The following is a 23,208-nucleotide window of genomic DNA, read 5'->3' as shown; positions in this document are numbered from 1 at the left end:
GGCGCTGGTTGGCCTGACCGCCCATTCTCCAAATTCCGGCATGTGGTGGTCTTGCCAACCACGGACGTTAGCGAGTCCTCCTCGACGAGCGAGCTGCCGCAAGGGAATGCAACGAGCGTAATGCAGTAATAACGATGCTAGCAATCGCGTGGCGCTGCGGGCGATCGCGTCCGAGCGGGTGCTTTGCCGGCAACAATCGCATTGCAGGAAAATTTTGCGCATGACAGAGTAAGCGCATGAGGCATCCTCGCTGCACGCGCAGCCGACTTGTTCACAAGGTACTGATTCACAACAGGAAGTTAGTGTCAGTATGTTAGTAAAGTTACGGGAGCAGGAAGTCTTGGCGCCGCAAAACCTTAGCTCCGATTCCGGTCCTCGATAGCACGAGCATCGCGTCCCCGATGGCACGAGGGTTCTGGTCCCTGATAGCACGAGCGAATTCACAGCTTATCCCCAGCAGGAACGACGAGGCCACGCTTGCGCAGTCGCTTGCTCGACGGGCCAATTGGGACTGGTGCGAAATTCAATCGCTCTTCGCCATTCGGATGATGCGTGATGATGAGCCGATAGCCCGGCAATCTCTGACGACGGACGATCTGACGCAGGTCGTAGGCAAAGTGTTTAAGCGGCGATAGGCTCCCGGACTTCGCATGCAAGTGCACGAGATCGAAGCTCCAACCGCCATTCTGACGGCCGCCGTGCTTGCGGACGAGCCGATAGAGCCAGCGCTCCAATCCACCGGTCAGATCGAAATAGGCGCGGTCAATCGTCAGCACGAGCGCTTCATCGAGAACGCCCGTGTAGAACCAATCGGGCAGGATCAGCTCAATTCCACGGGCATGCCCGTGCAGATCGGCTGTCTCTTTCCATTCGTTGATCCAGGAGAAGCGATGCCGCCGCCGTTCGCTCGGCTGCCGGATCGATGTCATCACAGTGGTCGATTGCAGCCGGTCGAGCGCAGCCTTCAGGCGGTCATAGTCGCGCACGCTGGTGCCGCGGCCGACGAAGGTCAGGATCTCGTAAGGGGTCGCTGCCATCGGTCGGGACGTTTTCAGGCCGGCATCACGGGCTTCGACAATCTGCGAGGCAGCCCAGATCAGAACGTCCGCATCCCAGATCGTCGCCATGCCATGTTCCGGCACGGCTTCGACACGAATGGTGACGGCGCCTGCGCGGAAGCCGATGGGAACATGGCGCTTCGATTTTGCTAGCGAAAAGAAGGGATAGGCCATCAGGTCTTGCGCGTCCCGTGGCGCCAGATCGCCCGGGAGGGCGCGAAACAGATCGAGTTGGCCGCGCTCTGATCGACGCCGCCTGCTTGCAGTGGAGTTGCTGTCCGGCATGCGTCAGCGCCGCTCCTTGCCTGCATACGGAATTGGTGTGTGCCGTTTCGCGGGCAGGACGGTGCCTGTGCCGGGATCGCTGGTGGACGTTTTGGCGCCGCGGTCAGCCCACGCCTTCAGGTCCTCGAGCGCATACACAACGCGACCGCCGAGCTTGCGGTAGGTCGGGCCTGTCCCATAGGTGCGGTGCTTTTCCAGGGTTCGGCCGGAGAGTCCAAGAAAGCGCGCCGCTTCGGGCGTGCGCAGGTATCGCGGCGGCAGGCCGGCGTTCGGATCGGGCATTTGCAAGGCTCCGTGGTCGTCTGGAGCGCGGCCGGCTCGGGCCGCGCGTCGACGGTCACGATGGCGCAGTAGGAGTGCTTAGGGGGATGCCGAAGATCGAGCGATGATTTCCGGCACCCCTGCTCTACTCCTTGCGAGATGAGGGACGTAGCAACGCGCGATAGCCGCCGCGCATTAGCGCCAAGCCAGCCTGCACCAGGCGAATGGTGCGGCTGCGCAATTCGTGGGTTTTCCAGGCGCGTTCAGGGATTCGTTTTCGGCCGAACAGCACCTCGGCGATGACGCGATATGAAGCACCATCCATGCGTCCATCGAGCGCTCGCAACACCAAGACGAGTCGTTCGCGCCGCTGCGCCGAAAGCTGATGAAAGGGAGGTCCTGGCGGACGGCCGTTGATTGCGCGCCACAACCGCTGTGAGGCGTGGGCGCGGATCTCAAAGTCCGCATCGAGCGGCAGTTCGGCCGCATATGAGACACCAAACTGCGGCGCCTCTTTCAGCCAGAGATGATGTTGTGCTCCTTGAATGCGCAACACAGCATGCCAGCCGTCAGATGCCTGTCTGATGGTGCCCGACGAAAGCTCGGCAAGTGGTAGACCCGCGCCGACCGTTTTTGAGCTGGCCGCGCTCTGAACGACCGGCACCACCGTCGGCAACGCCTCAGGTGCCCAGAAGATTGTCTGTTGGTAAAAGGACCCCTGCGGGTCATGAGCGAAAGCAGACGCCCCATCTCCTTCTGAATTCGGAAGTCATCTGCGATCGATTTTCACGATAGGAAGCTCGATAGTTGGGGCTACGCCGCAGTGACTCCCAGGCGAAATCCGCCATCTCGCCCGACTTGATAGCTTGTGATGGTCTGCCTAATGGCTGTTTGGGCGCATGAAAGCTCGTGCGCTCGTGGCCTGGAATGTGCGCCGGATCCGCGTGGATCGCGGCATTCCGCAAGAGCAACTGGCGTACGATGCTGGGATTGACCGCTCATATATGAGCGGCCTTGAGCGGCAATCTGAGAATCCGACAATTGATCTTCTCGACAGACTCGCCGAGACGCTGGGTGTTCATTTATCTGAATTCTTTATTCAGCCACCCAAGGGAGCGGCGACACCCCAGACATTACCTAAAGGCCGCCGGTCAGCGCGTCTACGTTCCCAAAAACAATAGCGTTGAGTGAGTTCAACCCATGTGGACAAGCGCCACGGAAGGGCGCGTGTCTTAAACAAGTGAAAATCAACTCGACCAACCCGATGCAGCTGCAACTTTGGTCAATCGGCGTTTCTCCAAGAGTGAACCCCGCCCGAGGCTGTTCGGGCGGGGCGATGACGACCCTCACTCTCCGTTCTTGCGGGGCCGCGACCAGAGCAACGTGTAGCCTTCGCCGCCTTCGTCATCGAACAGGTTCGCGTAGATCGGTGCGTTGAAGGAGGGATCGTCGAGCTTGAGCGAGAGATAGTCGCGGCCCTCCTCGGAGCGCTTCGACCAGGCTGCCCCGATCTCCGCGCGGCCCACGTAGATGCGGTGGCTGGGCGCGTTGTCGCTGGAGCGGTTGGTTTCGGCGACGATGCGGACCCCCTTGGTCTGAAGGCTCAGGGTGACGATCTCGCCGTGAAACTCGTTACCGACCTTCTTGAACGAACCGATATTAGCCATGTTACTTCTCCTATTTGTGTTTCGAGCCCGCGACCACCGCGGCCTCGATGGCGATCTGGAAGCCGAAGACGATCGGCGACGCACCCGCTCGCGGGCCGGAGCGCAGCGGAGGACGCCGTTGTGGCGACTTTCTTGTCTCGCGAGGAATGGGCGAAGCCCAGGGGAAGAAAGTCGCATCAACGGCGTTGCGGCTCAGACGATCGAGGCGCAGCCGGTCTTCGGCTAGATCAAGCCATCAAAGAGGCCACGTGGTCCGCGTGCTGAACCGCAAGCTTAAGGAGAAGATTGGCAAACCTCGGTTGTGCTGAACAAGAGGTTGGTACGGTTCGGCGCAGGAAGAGAAACAATCTGCCGCAAAGGGCGGTATCGTCCCGGAAGGAATGACCAAGCGTGGCGTGCCGTTCCACCGCAGTCATGTGGGCCGCGCGCAGATCGGGGCAGCCTGGTCGAAGCGCTCCGAGGAGGGTCGCGACTATCTCTCGCTCAAGCTCGACTACCCTCCTTCAACGTGCCGCCCTGTGCGACCTTGCTCGACCGGAGATGGCGACGACGCGTCATTGCTCATGCGTGGCGGCTGTAAGAACTGGGTCGAGGCATATTCTCCACCACCCCGCCCGACTCCAACGGGCGGAGCTCCGCAAACAAGGTCAAGCGCGTCCATGCCGTGCCGCCGATGCAAACCGCACCTCCGCAAGCGAAGGCCTCGCGCCAAGTCAGCGAAGGCACCCCGATCTGCGACAGGGCAAACACCACATGATAGCCAGCGATTGCCGCAGGGACGGCGAATGCGGTTGCGATCGCGACGCGGAAGGTCAAGGACCGACTCACGGCCACGGCGACCTGACCAGCGGCAAGCGTCAGCGTGCCAGAAGCAATTCCGATAAGCGGTGCGCCGAAGACGCCCGCGCCATCACGAAACGCCAACATCCCGACACCGAGTGCGACGAAAAACGGCAACGCATACACAGCGAGCGCGAAGATCGCCCAGCAGAACAAGCCGATGCCGAGTGTGTTGAGAACAAGCCCAAGGGCGAGCATGGTGGTAGCTCCATGTGCATAGATCTAGCAGTCGCGCCTTCCACCACCACCACAGCGCAGTTTCGGAGGTAAAATCGAAACGAGGCGGAGTTGCGGCGTGCAACTCCGCCTCGTTGTCTCGATATCGAGAACGACGGCGCTCATGCACCGCCGAACTTCCAGACGGGGATGCCGAGCCGCTTCGCCTTGTCAGCGAGATTGTCCTGAATTCCCGTGCCCGGGAAATGCATAACGCCGATCGGCAGAAGCTCGAGCAAGGCATCGTTGCGCTTGAACGGCGCCGCCTTGGCGTGTTTCGTCCAATCGGGCTTGAAGGCGATCTGTGGCACCTTGCGACCGGTCGCCCATTTGGAGGCGATCAGTTCAGCGCCTTTCGGGGAGCCGCCATGGAGGAGGACCATGTCGGGGTGCTTGGCATGAACCTTGTCGAGGCGATCCCAGATGAGGTGGTGGTCGTTGAAGTCGAGCCCACCGGTGAGTGCGATTTTCGGTCCTGGCGGCAACATGACCTCCGTCTCGGAACGACGCTTGGCGGCGATAAAGTCGCGGGAGTCGATCATTGCCGCGGTGAGCGTTCGGTGATTGACCAGTGAACCCGACCGCGGGCGCCAGGACGAGCCGGTATGGACCTCAAATCGCTCGATGGCCTGGTCACGGAAGAGCTCCAGGCAGTTGCGCCGCTCGATCAGGGTGATGCCCTCGGCCGTCAGGCGCTCGAGTTCGACCGATCGCACTTCCGAGCCGTTCTGCTCGCGTTGGCTCTTATGCTGTGCTTGTTCGTTGTGATCGAGCTGCCGTTCGATGCGATCGAGGGCCCGGTGGAATAGGTTGACGGTCGACCAGAGCAGATCGTCAAGGTCCGGCTCAATTCGCGTGTCGTTTAAGGTCGCAACCAGGGCGTCAAACATATCGACCACGGCGCCCGCGATCATCTTGCCCTCCGGAAGCGGCCGTGGATCGGGCTGGTCGTCGAAGGGACGATAGCCGAAGAGCTGTAGTTCGGTGAGGACGTGGTCGGTCGGAGAAGAGGCATGCGGCGGTTCGATTTCGTCATGGTCGGTCATGGGAAGAGATCCTTTGCCGGATCGGCCGCGACCATCGCGGCCTTCGTGGCGATCCTCTGACGGCAGGCGGAACGGGACAGAACCCGAAAGGGCCGAAGCGGCAGCGGAGGATGGCGGAGGCCGGCTATTTTGCTTCGCGATGCAAAGCGCGCGGCCAACCGTATGATGTGTCTGCACATCGCTGGCGCGCGGCGGAAAATAGCCGGACGCAGCCATTGCCGGCCCGGGCCGCTTGCCGTCCGATCGCCCTCTGGAAGGCCGTGGTCGCGTCCTCTTCCGCACGGGCCTCGCCTATGACCGGCCTATCAAAGTCGATCGAAGCCCGGGAGCTATTCCGCGGCTAACGTCGAGAAATGCAGGAACCTCACGACATCCTCTGGTGCGAGCTGAAGCCGCAACGCTGCTCGGAGCGCCTCAAGCCCAAAGATGTGCAGATCTTCGTTGAAGTCGCCCAGCCGGGGCGATAGCGGAATCGCTTCAATGCCGGCGTCTGCTGCGCGCTGGCTGAGAGTCGCCTGCACCGCATCGCCGGCTGCATCGACATCGCGGGCGATGTACAGGCGGCGCAGGCTCGACGGGAGCATCATGGCTGAGAGGTGATTGGCCGAGAGTGCAGCGGCCATAGGCATGCTCGGCAGCAGGCAGCGCAACGACAGCATGGTTTCGATACCCTCGCCGGCAGCGAGCACGTCATCCACCACGCCGAAGCGAACGGCATTGCCGAGAAGGTCGCCCATGGCGCGTCGTGGGGTATCGATCGGAGCCTTGCCGAGACGGACACGGTCAAAGCCATCCGGGTCGAGCCAAGTCCGGTGCACGCCGGTGATCCGACCGTCGAGATCCGTGACGCCGGCGATCATCGCCGGCCAGGGTTCGGTCGGCAAATGTTCATCCGGCCGATAATAGCAGCGTGGGTGGAAGCGCAGGCTGCCACCATGGTGGATGCGGGCTATTCCGCGACGCTGCAAGTACGTCTCGGCCACCGTCCCTTCAATCGGGCTGGACATCGCAAAGAGCCGACGAGCCGCCTCTTGTGATCCGGTCGGCACCGGCGAACGAACGGGTTTTGCGCTCAGTTGCTGCTCAGAACCAGGAAGCTTGAGAAAGCGCCTTGCCTCCTTGGCGACGTCACGAAAGTCTCGCAAGGCCAGACTTTCGCGAATGATGTCGAGGAGATCGCCATGTTCTCCGGTTGCGGCATCCGTCCACTTGCCCGCCGGCCCCTTCGGCGATTCCTGGAGCCGCACGAACAGTGAGCGGCCCGGGGTGTTGTGCACATCGCCGACCACCCAGTACCGCCCCGCCCGCTTGCCATTGGAGAGATAATGTCGGCACACCGCCTCCGCTTCGCGCGCGAGGCGGCCTGCCAGTTCGGAAGCATCGCGGGACATCAAGCCGCCTCCCGCTCACCGATGCGCGCAACCGGATAGGCGTCGAGCACCTTCGACAAGATCTCGACGCCGCTCGCGTCCGTGGGCACGAACATGCGCCGCTTCCAGGAAATGATCTCGCCGAAGAGGCCGTAAGCCCGCAAGCGATCGCGCATCGTGACGTTGAAGCCCGAGCGTTCGATGCGGTGTGCGCCCATCATCCGGACACGGCGAAGCTGGAGCCCCTCCGCAAGCTCAAGAACGGTCCGCCCCTCCATGAGCGCGGCAAAGGCAGCTTCCGGCGTCAACGCCAGCGCGCCAGCCGCAAGGACATTCGCGACCCAGGTAGCGGAGACCTTGCGGCCGACGATCCGCTCGCCCGCATCGGTCTGGAGCCGATAGACCGGGGTCGATTCGTTCGGCAGCCGCTTCCAGATCGAGAGCAACAGGCCCGCCACGACATGGATCGTGCTGTCCGTGAACTCGGGTACCTCGGTAAGCTCTGCCGCCCAGGCGACTGAAAAGCGTTCATGATCAATTTCCACCCAACGGCTCTCTGCCATGGCGGTCAAGGCGACGCTGTGCTGCCCCATCGGCCGGATCAAGCGGACGCGCCGCTCGATCTCGCCATCGTCGAGCATCGCGCTCGCTGCCGGAACCTGCACGGCGGCCCGTCCCGAGCGCTCATTGATCAGCAGGACGGCACGAAAATCGGAAAGACGACCAAGAGCGTCATCCAGGCTCACAGGATGATTGCGCTGGCGCTGGGTGATCGTAAGAAGCCGGGTTTCGGCACCAGTGCCGGGATGAATGTAAATCGTACGCGGTTCCAGCCCGACGTCATAGCTGCCCGACGCGACCGCGCCTTCGATCCGAGCCGTCAGCAGCTGCTCGAAGACGGTGAACAGGATGTTCTGAAGATCGATCGTGAGCGCCAGCAACCTGTTCAGGAAACTCGTGATCGGCGGCAGGTCATCCCTGAGCCCATTAGCATCCGAGAGCTTCAGGCCGGTCGCATCCTCGAACCTCTCGAGCGAGCAGCCCGCGACCTTGCCTCGCGCGAGCGACGTATAGAGCTGACGCAACGCATCGCGGCCGTACTGGCTTTCGAGATTGTCCTCGGGCCGGAACAGGCCCTGTCCTCCGGTCTGGCGCTGGGGGATCGCGGCGTCCGCCTTCCAGCCGGGCTCGAGCAAATAGTGGACCCGCAGCCGGAGATTCCGGGCAGAGAGTTCCGCATGGTAGCTCCTCCCCGTCCCGCCCGCGTCGGAGAACACGAGGATGCGCTTGCCTTCGTCCATGAAGGCGGACGTCTCAGCGAGATTGGCCGAAGCTGCTCGGTTTTCGACCACCAGCCGCCCGCCCTTGCGAACGATGCGACGCGAGCGGCCGCTCACCTCGGCGACCATAGCGGTCCCGAAGCGCTGGACGACCTGGTCCAGAGCCTCAGGCAGAGGCGGCAGCGAGGCGCGCTTCTCGATCAGCCGGTCGCGGCGAGCGACGGCCTCCCGGCTCTTGATCGGTTGGCCTTCGCGATAGACGGGCCCGGAGCAGAGATTCCCCTCCTGGTCAGTGAAAGGCTCGTAGAGGTGGACCGGAAAGGAATGGGCGAGATAGTTGAGGACATACTCGCGTGGAGTAATGTCGACCTGGACGTCGCCCCAGTCCCCCGTCGAAATCTCGGCGAGCCGACGCTCCATCAATGTCTCGCCGGTCGAGACGATCTGGATGACGGCGGCATGGCCGGCGTCGAGATCGCGCTCGATCGAGCGGATCAGTGACGGCGTCTTCATTGAGGTCAGGAGGTGGCCAAAGAAGCGCTGCTTGGCGCTCTCGAAAGCCGATCGCGCGGCCGATTTAGCCTGGCCATTCAGCGTACCGCTCTCGCCCGTGATGTTTGCGGCCCGCATCGCGGCGTCGAGATTGTTATGGATGACGCTGAACGCGCCGGCGTAGGCGTCATAGATGTGAACCTGTTCGGGCGTGAGCTTGTGCTCAATGAGCTCGTAGGCGACGCCCTCGTAAGATAGAGCCCTCGCCGCGTAGAGACCGAGCACCTTGAGGTCACGAGCCAGCACCTCCATGGCCGCGACGTCGCCCTCCTCGAGAGCCTCGACGAACTCGGCGCGGATGGCGAACGGAAAATCGTCGCCGCCCGATAGGCCCGGCCGCTGGGCGTAGGCGAGATTGTGGACCGGCGTGGCACCGGTTGCGGAAACGTATACGACGCGGGCATGCGGCAACGCGTGCTGGAGCCTGAGCCCCGCACGCCCGTGCTGGGAGGCCGCCCCCGGACGATTGCAAGCAATCGCGTTGAGGTCACCGCGCTCACCCTTCTGGCCTGCCGCGTTCTGCATCGCGTGGCTCTCGTCGAAGACGATCACTCCGTCGAAGTCGGAGCCCGACCAATCGACGATCTGCCGCACGCGCGAAAGCTTCTCGCCGCGCTTATCGGTGCGCAGCGTAGCGTAGGTGGTAAATAGGACGCCTTCCGAAAGCCGGATCGGTGTGCCCCGCCGGAAACGTGACAGCGGCGTCACGACCAGCCGCTCCATGCCGAGCGCGGACCAGTCGCGCTGTGCGTCTTCGATCAGCTTGTCGGATTTGCTGATCCAGAGGGCGCGGCGGCGGCGCTTGAGCCAATTGTCGACAGGGATGCCTGCGACCCGCCGTCCCTTGCCTGCACTGGTGCCGTCGCCCAAAAACCAGCCGCGGCGAAGACGCACGGCATTTTCTGCATCGTCACGCGTGGCCGCCACAACATCAAAGGTCGCATCCACCGTCCAGGAGCCCGCAAGAAATTCGGTGTGCGCCTCGCCCGCATAGATGACGCTCTCGAGCTGAGCGTCTGACAGCCAGCGCGCGATCTTCGCGAGCATCGGCAGCATCGCGGCCGTTGACCCAGCCTTGGTCCGGATGGCCGGGCCAAACTCGCGCAGGAACAGAACGGTTGCCGACTCGCAGACATCATAGGCGGTCTTCCAGTTCCAGACGCCAGTGGCGTCGGAAGCGCCGAACGCAGCTTCCATGGCGCTACGCAGGACGGCGGCATCGATGCGACGACCGTGCTCGAGATCAATCACGAGCTGTCGCGCGGCCCTGACGGCGGCGGACGCGATAGTTGCAGCGGCACGCATCGAGAGCGGCGCGGCGGCAGCACCGCCGGCGAGAGATTCGGTCATGACAGGATTGCTTTCGGAGAGCAGGAAGGGTCGAACCATCAGGCGCTCTCCTTAAGACCCGACGGCTCAAAACCTTCCCGGCCCGACTCTCCCTCTCAGTCCTGCCCCATAAATGGGGACCGGCGCAGCACACCGGTCCCCAAGCAATTGCCGGACGGCCGGAGCCATCCCGCTCTACATGTCACTCGGCCCCGTCGAGCTGTTGCCGATCATCGTCGCCCGCGTTCTCCTGATCCTCGTCATCGGCGAGGAATTCGGGCAGCGGGCCCGCTTCACTCTCTTGCCCGTCGCGAAAAACCGCCGCTCCCCTCTCACTCTCTTGTTCGAGGCAACAGGTGAGAAACTCACGCCGCCTCCTGCTCCGCTCTCTCGGTCGTCATGTCGACAGTCACTTCCGGCAGGAAGCCCAGGAGATAGTCCGCAACCTTGCTGGCCTGCGAAGCAGCTCGCACGATCGCGCGATTATCCTCTCGCAGCACCTCCAACCAAGAGCCGATATAGTCGGCGTGCCGCACCGTGGGCACGATACCGAGAGAGGCGCAACTGAACGCAGACGAGATCTCCGCGACCAACTCCTCAAAGGCATACTTTCTGGTACAGTAACTGCCTGACAGGTCACGGTTGAGACGTGATGGATGGCCGCTGGCATGCGCCTTATGCCGATATCGGCATAACGTGCATAATGCCGCGATCCAGATTATGCCGCATCTGCTCGGCTGGGCCCGGTTGGCGGCATGATCCCGCCAATCCCATTCGGCATAATCTTCGTCGCTCCAACAACAAGGAGCACGAAGATCATGTCTCAATATTTGCAGACCTGCATCGAGCCGCATCTTGGCTCGTTCGCAGCGAGTTTTGCGGCGGAGAATTACAGCGCCGGCACGGTCAAGACCTACCTATCGATCCTACGAAAGGTGGGTCACGCGATGGATGTCCAGGGCATCGGTCCTTCAGCGTTGACGCTCGATATGGCCGAGCATCTGGGACGCAAGGTGCCGCGTAAGAAAACCGGCACGATATGGCCGTATAGGTTGGCCCGCCGGTTCGCGCAGCATCTCCTCGATATCGGCGTGACGCATCCAGTGCCGTTGAGCGAGGCGCAGCAAGCGCGTGCGGCCCTACTGGCGGACTTCGAGACCTATTTGGTCAAGCATCGCGGCCTTAGCCCGCGGACGATCTATCACACGCTGCGGTTCGCCAACCGGTTCCTCGATCATCGCTTTGGCGATGCGATGGTTGATCCGGGGCGGTTGCGGCCCGCCGACGTGATCAGCTTCCTTGAGCACGTAATGGCAAGTGCGCGGCGCGACAAGACGGTAGCGACGCATGTTCGTATCTTCCTGCAATATCTGTTCGGCAGTGGCGCGACAGCGACCAATCTAGCTCTGAGTCTGCCTAGAACGGCGAAACGCTGGGGAGCACGACTGCCGCGCCATCTGGTGCCCGAGGGCGTTGAGGCGGTGCTCGCCTGCGTGCGCCACAACCCGCGGCACGGGGCTCGGGACTATGCGATGCTGCTCATCATGGCCCGGCTTGGCTTGCGTGCTGCCGAGGTCATCGCGATCCGGTTGGACGACGTCGACTGGCGCGCGGGCGAACTCTTGGTTCGTGGCAAGGGCAAACTCCACGATCGCGTGCCGATCAGCTCGGAGGTTGGCGATGCGCTGAGCCGCTATCTGCGCGAGGAGCGCGGCCCCACGTCCTGCCGCATGATGTTCGTTACCCATCGCGCGCCACATCGTCCGTTCAATGACGGCCAAATCGTCAACGCCGTCCTAAAGGATGCCCTGAAGGCGACCGGCCAGAAACCGGTGACGCCCTATGTGGGATCGCACCTGCTGCGTCATAGCCTTGCGGTCCAGTTGGTGAACTCGGGTGCATCGCTCGACGAGGTGGGCGACGTGCTGCGGCATCGCTCACGCACATCGACCATGATATATGCCCGTCTCGACATAGATGGGCTGCGATCGATAGCAATGCCCTGGCCCGTAGTGGGAGGCGCGCAATGAGCCTCACCTCCCAACTCGATCGCTATCTGGCCGTGCGGCGCAGCCTCGGCTACGACCTGAGCACCAGCGAGCGCATCCTCCGCCGCTTCACGCGGTTTGCCGACCGCGAGCGTGCGACGCATATCGACACGGCGCTGTTCCTGCGCTGGCATGCTACGCTCGACGAGGCCAACGGCAGGACGCGAGCGGCGCGGCTTACCGTCGTGCGCCTCTTCGCGCAGTGGCTAAGTAGCTTCGATCTGGCGCATGAAGCCCCGCCCCGGGGATTGTTGCCGAATACCGTGATGCGCTCCCGACCGTATATCTACAGCGACGCGGAAGTCGCTTCGATCATCGCGGCCGCAATGGCACTTCCGTCGATTTGCGGATTGCGCGGGCTGACCTGCTCGACGCTGTTCGCACTCATCGCGATCACGGGCCTGCGCGTCAGCGAGGCGCTCGCGCTCGATGGAGACGACCTCGATGCCGATAATGGTGCGTTACGCGTCCGACAAGGTAAGAACGGTAAGGAGCGACTGCTGCCGCTCGACCCCAGCGCCGTCGAGCGACTGCTAGACTATCGCGTCAAACGCGACCGGTTGATCGGTCATCCGGCGAAGCCGATGTTCATAACTGACAAGGCGACTCGGCTCACCGACTGTGGGGCCCGCTACAACTTTGCGCAAGCATGCCAGCAGATCGGATTGCGATCCGAGCAGCAGTACCAGCGGCACGGCCGGGGACCGCGCATCCACGACCTGCGCCACACCTTCGCCGTGCGTACGATGATCAACTGGTACCGGACTGGCAAGGACCCGGCGCGCGAGATGATCCGGCTGACGACCTATCTGGGTCATAGCAACCCTTCTGGAACATATTGGTATCTGGAGGCGGTCCCGGAGCTGCTCGATCTAGCGATGGGCCGCGCCACCGCGAGCGGCGGGGAGATGGCACAATGAGCACCATCGCCTTACCTGCGCTGATCCAGCGCTTCTTCACCGAGCGGCTTTGCACGCAACTGGAGGCGAGCCGACATACGGTCGCTGGCTATCGCGATACGTTCCGGCTACTGCTCAGGTACGCGAGCACTCGCCGCAACAAGCCGCCAGTCAACCTGACGGTCGAAGATATCGACGCCGATCTGGTCGCGGACTTCCTCGCCCATACCGAGACCACGCGGGGCAATAGCGCCCGCAGCCGCAACACCCGGCTCGCGGCGATCCGATCGTTCTTCCGCTTCGTCGCGATGACCGATCCGACCTGGCTACTACACTGCCAGCGTATCCTGGCCATGCCCAACAAGCGCTATGTGAAGCGTGCAGTTACGTTCCTCGATGCCGAAGAGATGGCGGCATTGCTGGCGGCTCCGGATCGCACCACATGGGCGGGCCGGCGCGATCATGCTCTGCTGTTGCTCGCAATCCAGACAGGCCTGCGAGCTTCCGAACTGGTCGGCCTTACCCGGGGCGATGTCGCGCTTGGAACCGGCGCTCACATCCGTTGCATGGGCAAGGGCCGCAAGGAGCGCGCCACCCCACTTCGCCGCGAGACAGCCAAGCTGCTGGCGACGTGGATCGGCAACGACAAAGACCAGAGCAAGCCGCTGTTCCCGTCGATCCGGGGCGAACGGCTGAGCCGTGACGCTCTTGAGCATCTGGTCCGCAAGCACTGCCTCACGGCGTCGCGCGCGTGCCCGAGCATCGGCACCAAGCGGGTCACACCGCATACGCTGCGCCACAGCACGGCGATGGACCTGCTCCATCATGGCGTCGATCCTGCGGTGATCGCGCTCTGGCTTGGTCACGAGAACGTCGAGACCACCCAGATCTACATCCACGCCGATATGCGGATGAAGGAAAAGGCGCTCGCTCTCGTCGCCGCACCATCCGCGCCGCCGGGTCGGTTCCGGCCGGACGACAAACTGCTCGCGTTCCTTGAAGGGCTCTGATTATGCCGAACAGCCGCATGGCCAACACCGGGATATCCAGCCTCCAACAGAGGCCATGCGGCATAATCTGGATCGCGGCATTATGTGCCAATTCATGCAGGGCCGTTCGATGCCAATTGATCGGTTCGAAATAGGCTTGGGGTGGGGGCACCTGTACATAGTCTTCCGTCGGCGCATAAAAGGCGCGGTTGCCGCCGATGCGGAAGTCGATCCCGGTCGCCTTGATCAGGTATTCGACCCGCGGCTCGATCAGGCCTGGCGGCGGAGGCGGCGCCGTAGTTGCGATCTCTGGAGGCAAGCCGTCGCATTGATCGCTGTTGAAGACCGTGAAGCGCTTGAGGAACGGAACAGCTTGTGCCTCCTCGCCGGTCTCATGTGCGCGGCGCTTTTCGTCGACGGGCACGAAGCGGTCGGCGTAGACGACGGTCGTGCCGCGCTCGCCCTTGCGGACGTGACCACCGAGTGATAGCGCTTGGCGGAAGGTAAGCCAGCTCTGCCCTGTAAATCCATGTTCGGTCGCGGCACCCCATAGAACTAAAATGTTTATGCCGCTGTATTGGCGGCCGGACGCCGCGCTCTTCGGCAAGGCCAAAGGCGACTTCGCCGCCATGGTGCCCCAAGGCTGAACCCACGGCACGCGGCCAGCCTCCAGCTCGGCGATGATCTTGTTGGTGATGTCGTCATAAAGGTTTGCCCGGTCCTCACCGGTGCGCGCCCGAGGATAATGTCTGGACATCGCGGGTCTCCGCGACGGGCGCCGCGAGCCTCTCTCGCAGCCTGTAACCCGTCACGGCAAAACCGCGCGACACTCTGACTCTCGCCTCTACCTGAGAGAATGCGAAATCTGTGCCGCCCTTCCATCGGATGTTCATGGGAATTGCGTTGAGCTACCTGGGGCCGCAGGCCCGACCAGGCGTGCGCCAGGGGCGCATCGCCTCAACGGAAAATGGCACCCGGAGAGCGTGAGCATAGCGACCCGAAGGGGCACGCGGGTCCGAGTGCAGCGACGAGACCGGTTCAATAGCGGCACCCGGGAACGGGGCAGTGATAGCGATCGCCGCAGGCGAGCCCCTTTCCCGAGTGCCCCCGGCGAGGAGCTCCGCATCCCTTGGCGCGAGGGATTGACGCCGCACGGCCGAGACGCAAAGCGGCTCGGTTCGAGAACCCGGTGCGGCGGCAGCCGCACGCGCGCAAGTGGAAGAACTCCGCTAAGGCTTGAGTGAGAGGATCTAGACTTTCTCGCGCGCATGCGTCTGCGCGTCATAGATCCTGATCTGAAGCATGGGAAAACGCTTCTTTAGTTCTTCGCCACCTGCCCTGGCGCCGTCTCTGGTTGCAAATTCGGCTTTGAGCAGGCCGTCCACTTCAAGCGCGTAACCAGAGGCCGGCAATTCACGGGTGGCAGCAACCATTTCATTCCCATTGTGCAGTGATGTGATTGAGAATGATGGGTAGCATGAGTCGCCCAAACCGCGCGAGATTCGATTGCCAAAGGCCGTGATTGGCTATCACATTTGTGGATTGATTAGATAGGGCTGGCCGCTTTCGCCCAAGGCCTGATGCCTTCCACGATGTCGTGATCGAGAAACGTCTTGTCACGTCTCTCCAGGGTCTTGTCCATCGCTCGCTTTAGTTCCGCTCGGTTGAGCCGCACATGTGCGAATTTAAGGGCAAAGAAGCCGTCACTGTTGGCTTGTCCTTGCAGATCATCGCGCATCCAGGTCCAGGCGCGCGCGGAGTTTGGGGCGGTCTACACCGATGATCCGGGCCGCCCACCTCGTTGCTTAGAGTGAGTCTCCCAGTGGGAGCCCCCCCTCCGCGTCTTGTCTTGCGGAAGCCAAGTAGCCGTCCCTGTCATCTTCGAAGTGGACGCCTTCCCTGACGAGTTCCTTTGCCCAATGGTCGTGTAGTCATCATGAGCATCGCCCTGATCATGAGCGCGCCCCGGAAATTCGATGTCGTACGGGATCGTGCCCGCGACCTCGATCAAAACAAGCGTCCGAATATATTTCTTCTTTCGCTCGGACCCATCGAAATGGCGAAAACCGCCCGGAGGGGCATCCTGCTCAAATTCCGTCTTGCCCACGGCGCCCTTGACGTCCGCCACGATCGATACCGAAATCGGAAGACGTTCAAGCAAGCAGCCCATAACCGCATGTCCCGCTTCGTGATAGGCCGTCTCTATCTTGTTTTCTTCCATTTCATGCGACACGGTCGCGTTTCTGCCAGTTGGCCTGCGAGACCATTGTAACCTGCGTCCATCCTTGAAAACAGCCGGCTCACGAGCCTGAGCGGCTGTGTTTTGCTGCGCGTCCAGATCCACCCGCCTCCGCTTCAGATCGTTTGTTGCGGCGTGGTGACTCAGGCCAAAATCTACGCGATCGCCTGCCGTGGCAGCGTGAGCACCGTGAGGATCTCCTCGTCCGGCAGAAGGAACGACTGCTCTTCTACCTCGTACCGATCGCATCCCTTGAAATCGAACCAGGCATCGGCCGGATTCTTTCGGGGGAAGTTTTGTTCGTCGGCGCCTCGGAGCAGCATGTCGGCGGCGAACGTCTGATCGTCCAGTGCCCTGACGGGCCGCCACCATTCCGCGATCATCGGTGACGTTTTGTACCAGACGCGATCCCGCCTGTTGTGGCAAACAATGACCATGGGGAAATGGTTCAACGCGATCATCTTCACGAGCGTGGCCGTGAGACTGACGTCGAACTCATCGGCCAACTCCCTGGACGCCGCCAAAGTGAGGCGCTTCATCTTCCGAAGTCGCGGAAGAACCATAAAATTAGGAAGAATCAGATCGGAGGCGAAGTCGTCGGCACGCCGCTCCGGACTGAGCGCGTCATGCCTGAAATTGCAGACGTCGTTCTTGCCGCAGAAGAGAACCTTTCCGCGATCGTAGTGCCAATGCCCAAGCTCGTGTCCAAGGGAGAAGCGGCGACGCTGTCGCATGCTGAGGCTATTGACTGAGATGACGGCGCGCTTCTTCGATCCCAAGATCGTGGCTTCGCAGTTGTCGATCGGCCTGTAATGGACCGCTGCGCCCTGCGTCCATGCGATGGCATCGAGGTCGATATCCTTGGGCTCCGCGATCCCGAGCCCGACAAGCAGGCGCTCTGCCGGGGTCATTCTTCCCATTCTTCCTTGTCCTCGTTTTCAAGCGCCTCGAGCTGCGCCAGATCCTTCAACAGGTTTTCCTCATCGCGCTCAGAAAGTTTGCCACCCTTGCGCGCGGCCATTATTGAATCAGCGACCTCACCGGATCGCATCCCATCGAAACGACGACGCGCTTTCGCAAGGTCGAAGCTCTTGACGTTCTCCTGCTCACGGTATGCCTTCGATTCATCCTGAGCCCGCTCGAAACGCATCCGAGCGGCACGCGCCTTCGCCTGCTCCAAAGCGCGGCCGGCGCGGGCCACCGCCTTCTCGAAATCGTCACCCGCTTCCTTGAAGTCTTCGCGCAGATCGGCTTCCGAGGCTTCCAGTATGCTGTCGTCGATGGCCCGGTCGAGCTTCGACAATTTCTCGCGGTCTGTCGGATCTCTGCTCATCGCCGCCATCCCTTCGGATACTCCCGACGGGCGATGCGCCGGATTTTCTTGATCACGTGGTCCAGGCGCGCCTGGTCGACGCCAAGAAAATCCCGCAGCGTCTCGCCCCTCATGTCATTGTCCCAGCCGAGTAGCACCATGCTCATCTCCTCGTCGGCGCCGTAGTGCACGTTCAGTGCCGCACAGACCTCCGATGCCCCCCGATCCTGTTCCGCCCGGATCGCCGCGTCCTCCGGGCTCGGTCCCGACGCTTTCAATTCGAACTTCGGCTTGCGCTCGCCGGTCGTCACGTCCTCTATCGGAACCTGCTGCTGCAGACGATCACGCCGGTGGCCGGCGATGTTCCGCATCGACTGGACCAGGAAGGCTATGAACCTGGTGATCCGCGGGCAGCGCTTCTCCTCGAAGAGCGCGGAACACATCGCCTCCTGCAATAGGTCGCCCTCGGCGAAGTCGGTCCCACCAAGGTAACGGCGTTCGACGGCGTCCAGACGAGCGAGGTCGAGCGGTGTCAGCCCGTCCAGCGCCGACGCCACCTTATCGTATGTGAGGTGCTCGGTCGCGGAGGCCGATACTTCGGGAGGCGGCACGCTGATGTCGTCCATAGCTTCACGCATCCTATGCCGGCCAAAAATCTCTTTCGGACAAAAAAACTCGAGTCCGAAACGCGCAGCTGGCCGGCATGCAGGTGTAGAGGCGACCGGTTTCGATGGGAACCGGGGGGCAACCATTCGAACCGGTGATGAAACAATGAATTACATAACAGAACGGGCGCAGCTGCGCCAATCGCAGCTGGCAGACCTCATCGAGGAGGCCTGCCAGCATCTCGAGCCGTCGTCCTATCAGCGCGAGGTCGCGCAGCAGCGCTATGAAGGCGTCGGCGACTGGCTCTCCCAGTACGACGACCGCTGCCGGCCGAAATCGCCATCCGGCTTCAGGGCTCCGTGGCGATCGGCACGACGGTCAAGCCGATTGGCATCGCCGAGTACGACGTCGATCTGGTGGCGCACGTGCCGGATATCGACACCGCCATCTCGCCCGCGATGCTTAAGGCGCGCATTGGGGACCGTCTTCGGGCGAACGGCCACTACGCCCCCCTGCTGCTGGAGATGCCCCGCTGCTGGCGGCTCAACTATGCCAACGAATTCCACCTGGACATCACCCCCAGCATCCCCAACCCCGGCTGTACGCTCGGTGGCGAACTCGTCCCCGACAAGACATTGAAGTCCTGGAAGGCATCCAATCCCATGGGGTGCCGCGCGAAGTTCGAGCGTCGCGCCAAGCTGCGTGCCCGCATCCGCTCCGCCTTCGGATGGACCCTCGCCAGCACCATCGCGAAGGACTCGGTAGAGCCCTATCCCGAGCAAATGAAGCTGAAGGGCCTCTTGCGCCGGACCGTGCAGATCGCAAAGCGCCATCGTGATCTCGAATTTATCGACGACACCGACGGCCTGGCGCCGCTGTCGATCATTGTCTGCGCTCCAACACGATCCCACCGAGCAAGTCGGCGTTGCCGCCCAGTTTGCGGTCTATGTCGCGGATGATGCGGCCGAGATAGGTCTTGAGTTTCTTCGAGGCCCGGTTGGCGCGCTTGAACTGTTTGGCGTGGGCGTAGCGCTGGTGCTTGGCCGATGTTGCAAGCTTCTGGGCAGTCAAAGCCCGAAAGCTTGCAATCTCAAAGCCAATCTGACCCGGAAAATCGATTCTTGATCAACCGCTTGGATAGTTCTTCACGAACGACTAACTAGACACCCAGCAAAGACGGGCCGCAGGGCGTCGCATCGCTCGTTGTGGGCTAGGCCTTCCTTGTGACTTGCGTGTTGCAATCGCCCTGAATGATTCTGCTGGTCGCGAGCACTTCGAAGGCACTTACATAACCCCGATCGTGCATTTCCGACTAACATCTCTCTTCATGTCTCCTCCTGCGGCTGCACTTTGGGAGCTCCAGGAGACTTTTCCTGCGAAATCGAATAAGACCCGCTGCAACAAACCTACTCGCCCCTGTAGGTGGCCAAGGTTTGGAGCAGCCGCGGCATATAATACTGTTTTGTATCTTCCGGCACGATTTCCGGATCGTCTAGCCATGTCATTGCCCGCTCGATCAGCTCGATTGCGCGTTGCTTGTCACCACTCTCGTAGTAATACTGAGCGACCACTCTATAAGAAGTAAGGGTGGGGCCGCCGCTGTCTTGCACTGAATTGAGGATATGTTCCGACACCTCCCTGCCGATCGCAAAGCGCTCGGCACGCGGAAGGTGGGCCTTATCGTTCTCCGGATCAAAGAGTTGCTTCATCACGGCAATCAGCCCACGCACAGCGTCTGACCGTTTCTCAATCGCATCTCGAACCAGTTGGCGCAAGACCTGGAACCCGGTCGCCGTGTCGCGCATTTGAAGCAACAGACCCGCCTGAATCTCGCGGAAGTGTCGATCGTCCGGCATCATGGCAATGCCCTCTTCGGCCGCTGAGAGCGCTGCCGGCCAATCCTTTGCTTCCATCGCCGATCGAATTGTCCGTTGGATTGAGGATACGCGCACTAGGCGTTGGTCTTCCGCAATCCGTTTCGCATCAGCGGCTTTAGCGTCATCGCTGCTGCGCCAAGTGCCGTTGATAATTTTCGGCAAGACGTGGTCGATGTCGATCGGATCACCGATAAAGGCAATGTGGCCGTCGCGGTCGACGACGAACGATCTCGGAATCCCAAGAGAAGAGCTGGCATCCATCCAAAGCTTGTTCATTGCGCCGGTACTGTCGAACCCGATTCGATAGTTCAGATTTGAGAACTTTTCGGTCAACCATGCGTCCAACTTGGCGCGAGCCTCATCCGCCGTTGGTGCTTTTTCATAAGCTGCGACTCCGACGACCTCAAGCCCCTCGTCTTTGTATTTTGCTTGCAGCTCTATCAGACGGGGCATCGCCTCCACACATGCGTCGCACCAAGTTGCCCAAAATTCGACGATGTACACTTTCCCTGGCTCGAAGTTCGTGAGGCGCTCGCCACGCAGCCAGTTCTCGACTTTGAGCGAAGGAGCCGCGGACTCGATGCATAGCGCCATGATTGTCTCCGAAGTGACCTGTTGCGCGACCTTGTCGCGTCACCCGAATAGCAATCACCTGCCACGCTGTCCACGCGCGCTAAGCTACATGACAAAGATTTGAAAAACATCACACGCCCAGTAGGTCCTTGTATGAAACCTGACATGCTTTGCGTCGGCGTCAGATTTCGGGCACGCATCGCGACCTTCGTGCCGTCAGAAGATCGTCTTGCGAATGCGCATTGCGAGCCGCGCTGCGCCAGTAGGAGGTACGCGAGAAGCCGGATGGTGCCCGCTGACCGACAAGTGAGATGCGCCCTCTTTCCAAGCCATTCGCAAGCTGGCGAGGAACAAGTCGATCGGCGAGGCCGCAGTAATTGAATCAGCCGTTGAATCGCGCCCAAACCCAGTCCTTTGTCTCAAAAGTGGAGATGCAATACGATTTGGAATCACTCAGTCGATTTTGTTGACGATTGCGACGAGCTCATCGAGCAGGCTGCGCATTTCGCTGATGGTGAGCGGCAATTTCAGGCGATCGTGAGCAACTGTTTCGCGCGATGATGAGCAGCGGCTTTGACCGACATGGTGATTGGTTCAGGGGTTTGAGTTGGCGAAGACTTTGATTGCGGGCGTTCTGCTTTCGCATGCTTTCTCCTCAGAGTTGCAGACGGTGAGCGTTATGAACGAGGCGGTCCAGGATAGCGTCGCCGAGGGGGCACCCCTCGCTTCTGGCCGGAGAGGAAGACCCTGAACTTGTAATCGGGCGGCGCGTTGTGGCCGCGGTATCCCTTGTCGGCGAGGATGCGCGCGATCGTGCTGCCGACCAGCGCCTCCATGTCCGGAATCACGGTGGCCAGCGTGTGACCGTCATAGGGGTTGCCGGGCAGCGCCTTCACGTGGGTGACGAACTGGCCGCCCTTCGCGCGGCTTATCTTGGATGCAACGGAGACTTACACGCCAAACTTGTAAGGCCGATGGGCCTTGCCCTTGCCGATGCATTCGACTTCCGGCGCGTGCAGGGAATAGACCTTCGGCCCGCGTTGACGTTGCTGCTGCTAGCGCACGCGCCGCGCCAGCGGCAGCAGCTTTGCGAGCGCCACTTCGAGCCCGCTGTTGCCCTCGATCTTGCGGCCGATGTCGCGGATGACGCGGCCGAGATAGGTGCGCAGCTTCTTCAGCATCCGGTTGGCACGCTTGAACTGCTTGGCGTGGGCATAGCGCTGATGCCCAGGGCGAACTTGCCCACCCTCGCATAAGATTGGCGCAGCCCCGTTCCAGCCGCACCACCTTCTCGCGCCCGGTTCAGAAGCTTGGCATCATTGGGGAACGTCACGTTCTTGGGCCTCCGTGGTGTCGACAATTACCCGTGATAGCTCGGATGGCTTGAGTGCCTTGGTCCTGGTGGCAACCGACAGGCTCTCCTGCAGCAACGCTTGCAGCCGCGCCTCGCCCATCCGGTTGCGGCAGCGCGTCAGCGACGAGCGATCGATCACCAGCCGATGCTGGAAGAACTCCTCGCCGCAGAAGTATTGGTAATAGGGGTTCTCGATCCAGCGCTCGCACAGCACCTCGTCGGAGAGGTCGTAGGTGTGCTTGAGGATCGAAAGCCCCGCCATCAATCGCGTCGGCAGTGGTGGGCGGCCCGGATCATCGGTGTAGACCGCCCCAAACTCCCGCTCCAGGAACTCCCAATCCACCGTGCGCCCCAGCGCCACCAGCGGATGCTTCAGGTCGATGATCTGATCGAGCCGAGAGCGAAACAGATCCTGCTCTCCCGTCTCCCGCCGTTCCGGTGGCCGCATCTGGTCCCCGCCAAAAACATCCAAAGGCGAGTGAATCACAGATCAAGTTTGCAAGGAATCTGGAGGGTTCTGTGAGGTCGCGCTCACGCGCTGGCGCGGCATGCGCAGTTACGCGACCTCATTGAAGCCGGATTGAACGAAGGCGCGGGCAGGTATGCGCGGTTTTGCAGCTGTGGGGATTGTTGGAGATCGCAAGGCCCGGTCTGCCGGCTCGGCACGTGAGGCAGAGCTGCGAGATGTGTGTATTGGCGAAGAATTGAGATCAGGCGCGCATTGTCGGAGATCGCGACAGGCGTTTTGCTGCATCGGACGGTTGTTGTCGCGCCGTGTGACAGCACGGATTCGACAGCGTCCGCGATGATCGAGACGCTGGGAGCGGAATGACGAATGGCGATGTTGTGCACGGCATGACTTGGCTCACGATGTATCGCACCGGAACGGGGATGTTTGAGGACTGGAGCGGTTGAAGCTGTGTCGAAAGCGCTCGACGATGCGCATGACGCCACCACACTCAGGACAGGCGGGAGCCTTGGGCCACATCAGAGCGTCCGACTCCGCAGGCGACGGCTCAGCATCGTTTGGCGCTGTCCGCTCACGATCGAGAAGTTTGCGGCAAAGGGCGAGTTTGGCAGCGCGATGGCTGTTGGCCATGAAGCCGAAGTGGCGGATGCGATGGAAGCCCTCGGGCAGCGTGTGAAGAAGGAAGCGGCGGATGAACTCGTCGGCCTTGAGCTTCATGATCTTTGTCGTGCGCCGCGGTAGCGGCTTCGTTCAATCCCCTCCCGCACACCCGATTTCCGGCAAACTCGATTGCCTCAGTGGGCAGTTTCCGGATTCTAAATCAACGACTTTGGGAATTTTTCACATGGCGTAATCGCGGCTGACGTCTTCTTGAGGACACGAGGGTTGTTAGGATCGGCCTTAGCGGATTATCGAAAGGGAGCAGCGCTATGAAGCAG

21 protein-coding genes and 5 pseudogenes are annotated in these 23,208 nt (G+C 61.6%); 6 read left to right on the top strand and 20 right to left on the bottom strand.

All coding sequences use genetic code 11. The features are described 5' to 3' along the window. Positions 1-440 precede the first annotated feature (440 nt). From ABIB91_RS37135 to ABIB91_RS37120, 4 genes are all read right to left on the bottom strand, one after another. Positions 441-1,343: a replication initiator protein A gene (locus tag ABIB91_RS37135; RefSeq protein WP_354171863.1), complete on the bottom strand. Its 903-nt coding sequence runs from the start codon at positions 1,341-1,343 to the stop codon at positions 441-443. Positions 1,344-1,346: 3 nt separating this feature from the next. Further along, a complete protein-coding gene (locus ABIB91_RS37130) occupies positions 1,347-1,625 on the bottom strand; it encodes a helix-turn-helix transcriptional regulator (RefSeq protein WP_280095895.1) in 279 nt (92 codons plus the stop codon). Positions 1,626-1,749: 124 nt separating this feature from the next. Beyond that, a complete protein-coding gene (locus ABIB91_RS37125) occupies positions 1,750-2,271 on the bottom strand; it encodes a DUF2285 domain-containing protein (RefSeq protein WP_502917072.1) in 522 nt (173 codons plus the stop codon). Between the two features lie 58 nt (positions 2,272-2,329). Beyond that, positions 2,330-2,452, bottom strand: a complete 123-nt coding sequence (locus ABIB91_RS37120) for a transcriptional regulator domain-containing protein (protein ID WP_246649538.1) — start codon at positions 2,450-2,452, stop codon at positions 2,330-2,332. 51 nt (positions 2,453-2,503) lie between these two features. On the opposite strand from ABIB91_RS37120, the gene ABIB91_RS37115 reads away from it, so the two are divergent. Continuing rightward, positions 2,504-2,785, top strand: a complete 282-nt coding sequence (locus tag ABIB91_RS37115) for a helix-turn-helix domain-containing protein (protein WP_280095898.1) — start codon at positions 2,504-2,506, stop codon at positions 2,783-2,785. Between the two features lie 165 nt (positions 2,786-2,950). Here ABIB91_RS37115 and ABIB91_RS37110 read toward each other — a convergent pair whose 3' ends face one another. Beyond that, a complete protein-coding gene (locus ABIB91_RS37110) occupies positions 2,951-3,271 on the bottom strand; it encodes a DUF736 domain-containing protein (protein ID WP_247278035.1) in 321 nt (106 codons plus the stop codon). A gap of 398 nt (positions 3,272-3,669) precedes the next feature. Here ABIB91_RS37110 and ABIB91_RS41835 point away from each other — a divergent pair. Continuing rightward, positions 3,670-3,851: pseudogene (locus tag ABIB91_RS41835) on the top strand (DUF736 family protein); the annotation flags it as partial. Here the strand turns inward: ABIB91_RS41835 and ABIB91_RS37100 are convergent. The 5 genes and pseudogenes from ABIB91_RS37100 to ABIB91_RS37080 form a co-directional block, all read right to left on the bottom strand. Continuing rightward, positions 3,833-4,309, bottom strand: a complete 477-nt coding sequence (locus tag ABIB91_RS37100) for a hypothetical protein (protein WP_354128275.1) — start codon at positions 4,307-4,309, stop codon at positions 3,833-3,835. The pseudogene ABIB91_RS41835 and the gene ABIB91_RS37100 overlap by 19 nt on opposite strands. A gap of 140 nt (positions 4,310-4,449) precedes the next feature. Next, entirely contained in the window at positions 4,450-5,373 is a 924-nt protein-coding gene (locus tag ABIB91_RS37095; protein ID WP_354171869.1) for a DUF2493 domain-containing protein, read from the bottom strand. 329 nt (positions 5,374-5,702) lie between these two features. Next, the gene (locus ABIB91_RS37090) at positions 5,703-6,764 is read right to left on the bottom strand and encodes a DUF7146 domain-containing protein (RefSeq protein ID WP_354171871.1); all 1,062 of its coding nucleotides are present in this window, start codon (positions 6,762-6,764) and stop codon (positions 5,703-5,705) included. Continuing rightward, positions 6,764-9,925, bottom strand: a complete 3,162-nt coding sequence (locus ABIB91_RS37085; protein ID WP_354171892.1) for a strawberry notch-like NTP hydrolase domain-containing protein — start codon at positions 9,923-9,925, stop codon at positions 6,764-6,766. The genes ABIB91_RS37090 and ABIB91_RS37085 overlap by 1 nt, the downstream gene beginning before the upstream one ends. Before the next feature lie 344 nt (positions 9,926-10,269). Beyond that, positions 10,270-10,578, bottom strand: a pseudogene (locus ABIB91_RS37080) (zincin-like metallopeptidase domain-containing protein); the annotation flags it as partial. Positions 10,579-10,722: 144 nt separating this feature from the next. Here ABIB91_RS37080 and ABIB91_RS37075 point away from each other — a divergent pair. Genes ABIB91_RS37075 through ABIB91_RS37065 form a run of 3 tightly spaced genes read left to right on the top strand, consistent with a single transcriptional unit; the run spans position 10,723 to position 13,861 of the window. After that, positions 10,723-11,934 carry a tyrosine-type recombinase/integrase gene (locus tag ABIB91_RS37075; RefSeq protein ID WP_247377095.1) on the top strand — a complete coding sequence of 404 codons (1,212 nt, stop codon included), beginning with the start codon at positions 10,723-10,725 and terminating at the stop codon, positions 11,932-11,934. Continuing rightward, positions 11,931-12,872, top strand: a complete 942-nt coding sequence (locus ABIB91_RS37070) for a tyrosine-type recombinase/integrase (protein ID WP_247297731.1) — start codon at positions 11,931-11,933, stop codon at positions 12,870-12,872. The genes ABIB91_RS37075 and ABIB91_RS37070 overlap by 4 nt, the downstream gene beginning before the upstream one ends. Continuing rightward, positions 12,869-13,861, top strand: coding sequence for a tyrosine-type recombinase/integrase (locus ABIB91_RS37065; RefSeq protein ID WP_247297730.1), 993 nt, complete (start codon positions 12,869-12,871; stop codon positions 13,859-13,861). The genes ABIB91_RS37070 and ABIB91_RS37065 overlap by 4 nt, the downstream gene beginning before the upstream one ends. An 82-nt stretch (positions 13,862-13,943) precedes the next feature. Here the strand turns inward: ABIB91_RS37065 and ABIB91_RS37060 are convergent. The 7 genes and pseudogenes from ABIB91_RS37060 to ABIB91_RS37030 form a co-directional block, all read right to left on the bottom strand. Continuing rightward, positions 13,944-14,597, bottom strand: a pseudogene (locus ABIB91_RS37060) (ArdC family protein); the annotation flags it as partial. A 493-nt stretch (positions 14,598-15,090) separates the two neighbouring features. Then, entirely contained in the window at positions 15,091-15,273 is a 183-nt protein-coding gene (locus ABIB91_RS37055) for a hypothetical protein (protein ID WP_354171874.1), read from the bottom strand. 113 nt (positions 15,274-15,386) lie between these two features. After that, positions 15,387-15,578: a hypothetical protein gene (locus ABIB91_RS37050; RefSeq protein WP_354128269.1), complete on the bottom strand. Its 192-nt coding sequence runs from the start codon at positions 15,576-15,578 to the stop codon at positions 15,387-15,389. A 33-nt stretch (positions 15,579-15,611) separates the two neighbouring features. Next, complete coding sequence (locus tag ABIB91_RS37045) at positions 15,612-16,184, bottom strand: hypothetical protein (protein WP_354171877.1); 573 nt, start codon at positions 16,182-16,184, stop codon at positions 15,612-15,614. 50 nt (positions 16,185-16,234) lie between these two features. Beyond that, positions 16,235-16,990: an ImmA/IrrE family metallo-endopeptidase gene (locus ABIB91_RS37040; RefSeq protein ID WP_354128267.1), complete on the bottom strand. Its 756-nt coding sequence runs from the start codon at positions 16,988-16,990 to the stop codon at positions 16,235-16,237. Continuing rightward, positions 16,987-17,412, bottom strand: coding sequence for a hypothetical protein (locus ABIB91_RS37035; protein WP_275200381.1), 426 nt, complete (start codon positions 17,410-17,412; stop codon positions 16,987-16,989). The genes ABIB91_RS37040 and ABIB91_RS37035 overlap by 4 nt, the downstream gene beginning before the upstream one ends. Then, entirely contained in the window at positions 17,409-18,017 is a 609-nt protein-coding gene (locus tag ABIB91_RS37030) for a hypothetical protein (protein ID WP_354171882.1), read from the bottom strand. The genes ABIB91_RS37035 and ABIB91_RS37030 overlap by 4 nt, the downstream gene beginning before the upstream one ends. A gap of 279 nt (positions 18,018-18,296) precedes the next feature. Between ABIB91_RS37030 and ABIB91_RS37025 the strand changes: the two genes are divergently transcribed. Next, entirely contained in the window at positions 18,297-18,956 is a 660-nt protein-coding gene (locus tag ABIB91_RS37025; protein WP_502917071.1) for a nucleotidyltransferase domain-containing protein, read from the top strand. A 447-nt stretch (positions 18,957-19,403) separates the two neighbouring features. On the opposite strand, the gene ABIB91_RS37020 is transcribed toward ABIB91_RS37025, so the two are convergent. The 3 genes and pseudogenes from ABIB91_RS37020 to ABIB91_RS41830 all read right to left on the bottom strand — a co-directional run. Then, positions 19,404-20,468, bottom strand: coding sequence for a redoxin family protein (locus ABIB91_RS37020; protein WP_354171886.1), 1,065 nt, complete (start codon positions 20,466-20,468; stop codon positions 19,404-19,406). A gap of 695 nt (positions 20,469-21,163) precedes the next feature. Continuing rightward, positions 21,164-22,249 (bottom strand): annotated as a pseudogene (locus tag ABIB91_RS37015) (IS5 family transposase); the annotation flags it as partial. A gap of 417 nt (positions 22,250-22,666) precedes the next feature. Next, positions 22,667-22,993: pseudogene (locus ABIB91_RS41830) on the bottom strand (transposase); the annotation flags it as partial. Between the last annotated feature and the right edge of the window lie 215 nt (positions 22,994-23,208).

The organism is Bradyrhizobium sp. JR4.3 (genome assembly GCF_040547695.1).
Taxonomy (GTDB): Bacteria; Pseudomonadota; Alphaproteobacteria; order Rhizobiales; family Xanthobacteraceae; genus Bradyrhizobium; species Bradyrhizobium canariense.
This window is presented reverse-complemented; position numbering and strand designations above follow the sequence as displayed.

Coding starts and splice junctions, on each gene's coding strand:
- ABIB91_RS37065 (WP_247297730.1), top strand. CDS start 12,869: ATGAGCACCATCGCCTTACCTGCGCTGATCCAGCGCTTCTTCACCGAG.
- ABIB91_RS37110 (WP_247278035.1), bottom strand. CDS start 3,271: ATGGCTAATATCGGTTCGTTCAAGAAGGTCGGTAACGAGTTTCACGGC.
- ABIB91_RS37100 (WP_354128275.1), bottom strand. CDS start 4,309: ATGCTCGCCCTTGGGCTTGTTCTCAACACACTCGGCATCGGCTTGTTC.
- ABIB91_RS37070 (WP_247297731.1), top strand. CDS start 11,931: ATGAGCCTCACCTCCCAACTCGATCGCTATCTGGCCGTGCGGCGCAGC.
- ABIB91_RS37115 (WP_280095898.1), top strand. CDS start 2,504: ATGAAAGCTCGTGCGCTCGTGGCCTGGAATGTGCGCCGGATCCGCGTG.
- ABIB91_RS37030 (WP_354171882.1), bottom strand. CDS start 18,017: ATGGACGACATCAGCGTGCCGCCTCCCGAAGTATCGGCCTCCGCGACC.
- ABIB91_RS37085 (WP_354171892.1), bottom strand. CDS start 9,925: ATGACCGAATCTCTCGCCGGCGGTGCTGCCGCCGCGCCGCTCTCGATG.
- ABIB91_RS37075 (WP_247377095.1), top strand. CDS start 10,723: ATGTCTCAATATTTGCAGACCTGCATCGAGCCGCATCTTGGCTCGTTC.
- ABIB91_RS37040 (WP_354128267.1), bottom strand. CDS start 16,990: ATGACCCCGGCAGAGCGCCTGCTTGTCGGGCTCGGGATCGCGGAGCCC.
- ABIB91_RS37135 (WP_354171863.1), bottom strand. CDS start 1,343: ATGCCGGACAGCAACTCCACTGCAAGCAGGCGGCGTCGATCAGAGCGC.
- ABIB91_RS37055 (WP_354171874.1), bottom strand. CDS start 15,273: ATGGTTGCTGCCACCCGTGAATTGCCGGCCTCTGGTTACGCGCTTGAA.
- ABIB91_RS37095 (WP_354171869.1), bottom strand. CDS start 5,373: ATGACCGACCATGACGAAATCGAACCGCCGCATGCCTCTTCTCCGACC.
- ABIB91_RS37120 (WP_246649538.1), bottom strand. CDS start 2,452: ATGGCGGATTTCGCCTGGGAGTCACTGCGGCGTAGCCCCAACTATCGA.
- ABIB91_RS37050 (WP_354128269.1), bottom strand. CDS start 15,578: ATGCGCGATGATCTGCAAGGACAAGCCAACAGTGACGGCTTCTTTGCC.
- ABIB91_RS37090 (WP_354171871.1), bottom strand. CDS start 6,764: ATGTCCCGCGATGCTTCCGAACTGGCAGGCCGCCTCGCGCGCGAAGCG.
- ABIB91_RS37130 (WP_280095895.1), bottom strand. CDS start 1,625: ATGCCCGATCCGAACGCCGGCCTGCCGCCGCGATACCTGCGCACGCCC.
- ABIB91_RS37035 (WP_275200381.1), bottom strand. CDS start 17,412: ATGAGCAGAGATCCGACAGACCGCGAGAAATTGTCGAAGCTCGACCGG.
- ABIB91_RS37020 (WP_354171886.1), bottom strand. CDS start 20,468: ATGGCGCTATGCATCGAGTCCGCGGCTCCTTCGCTCAAAGTCGAGAAC.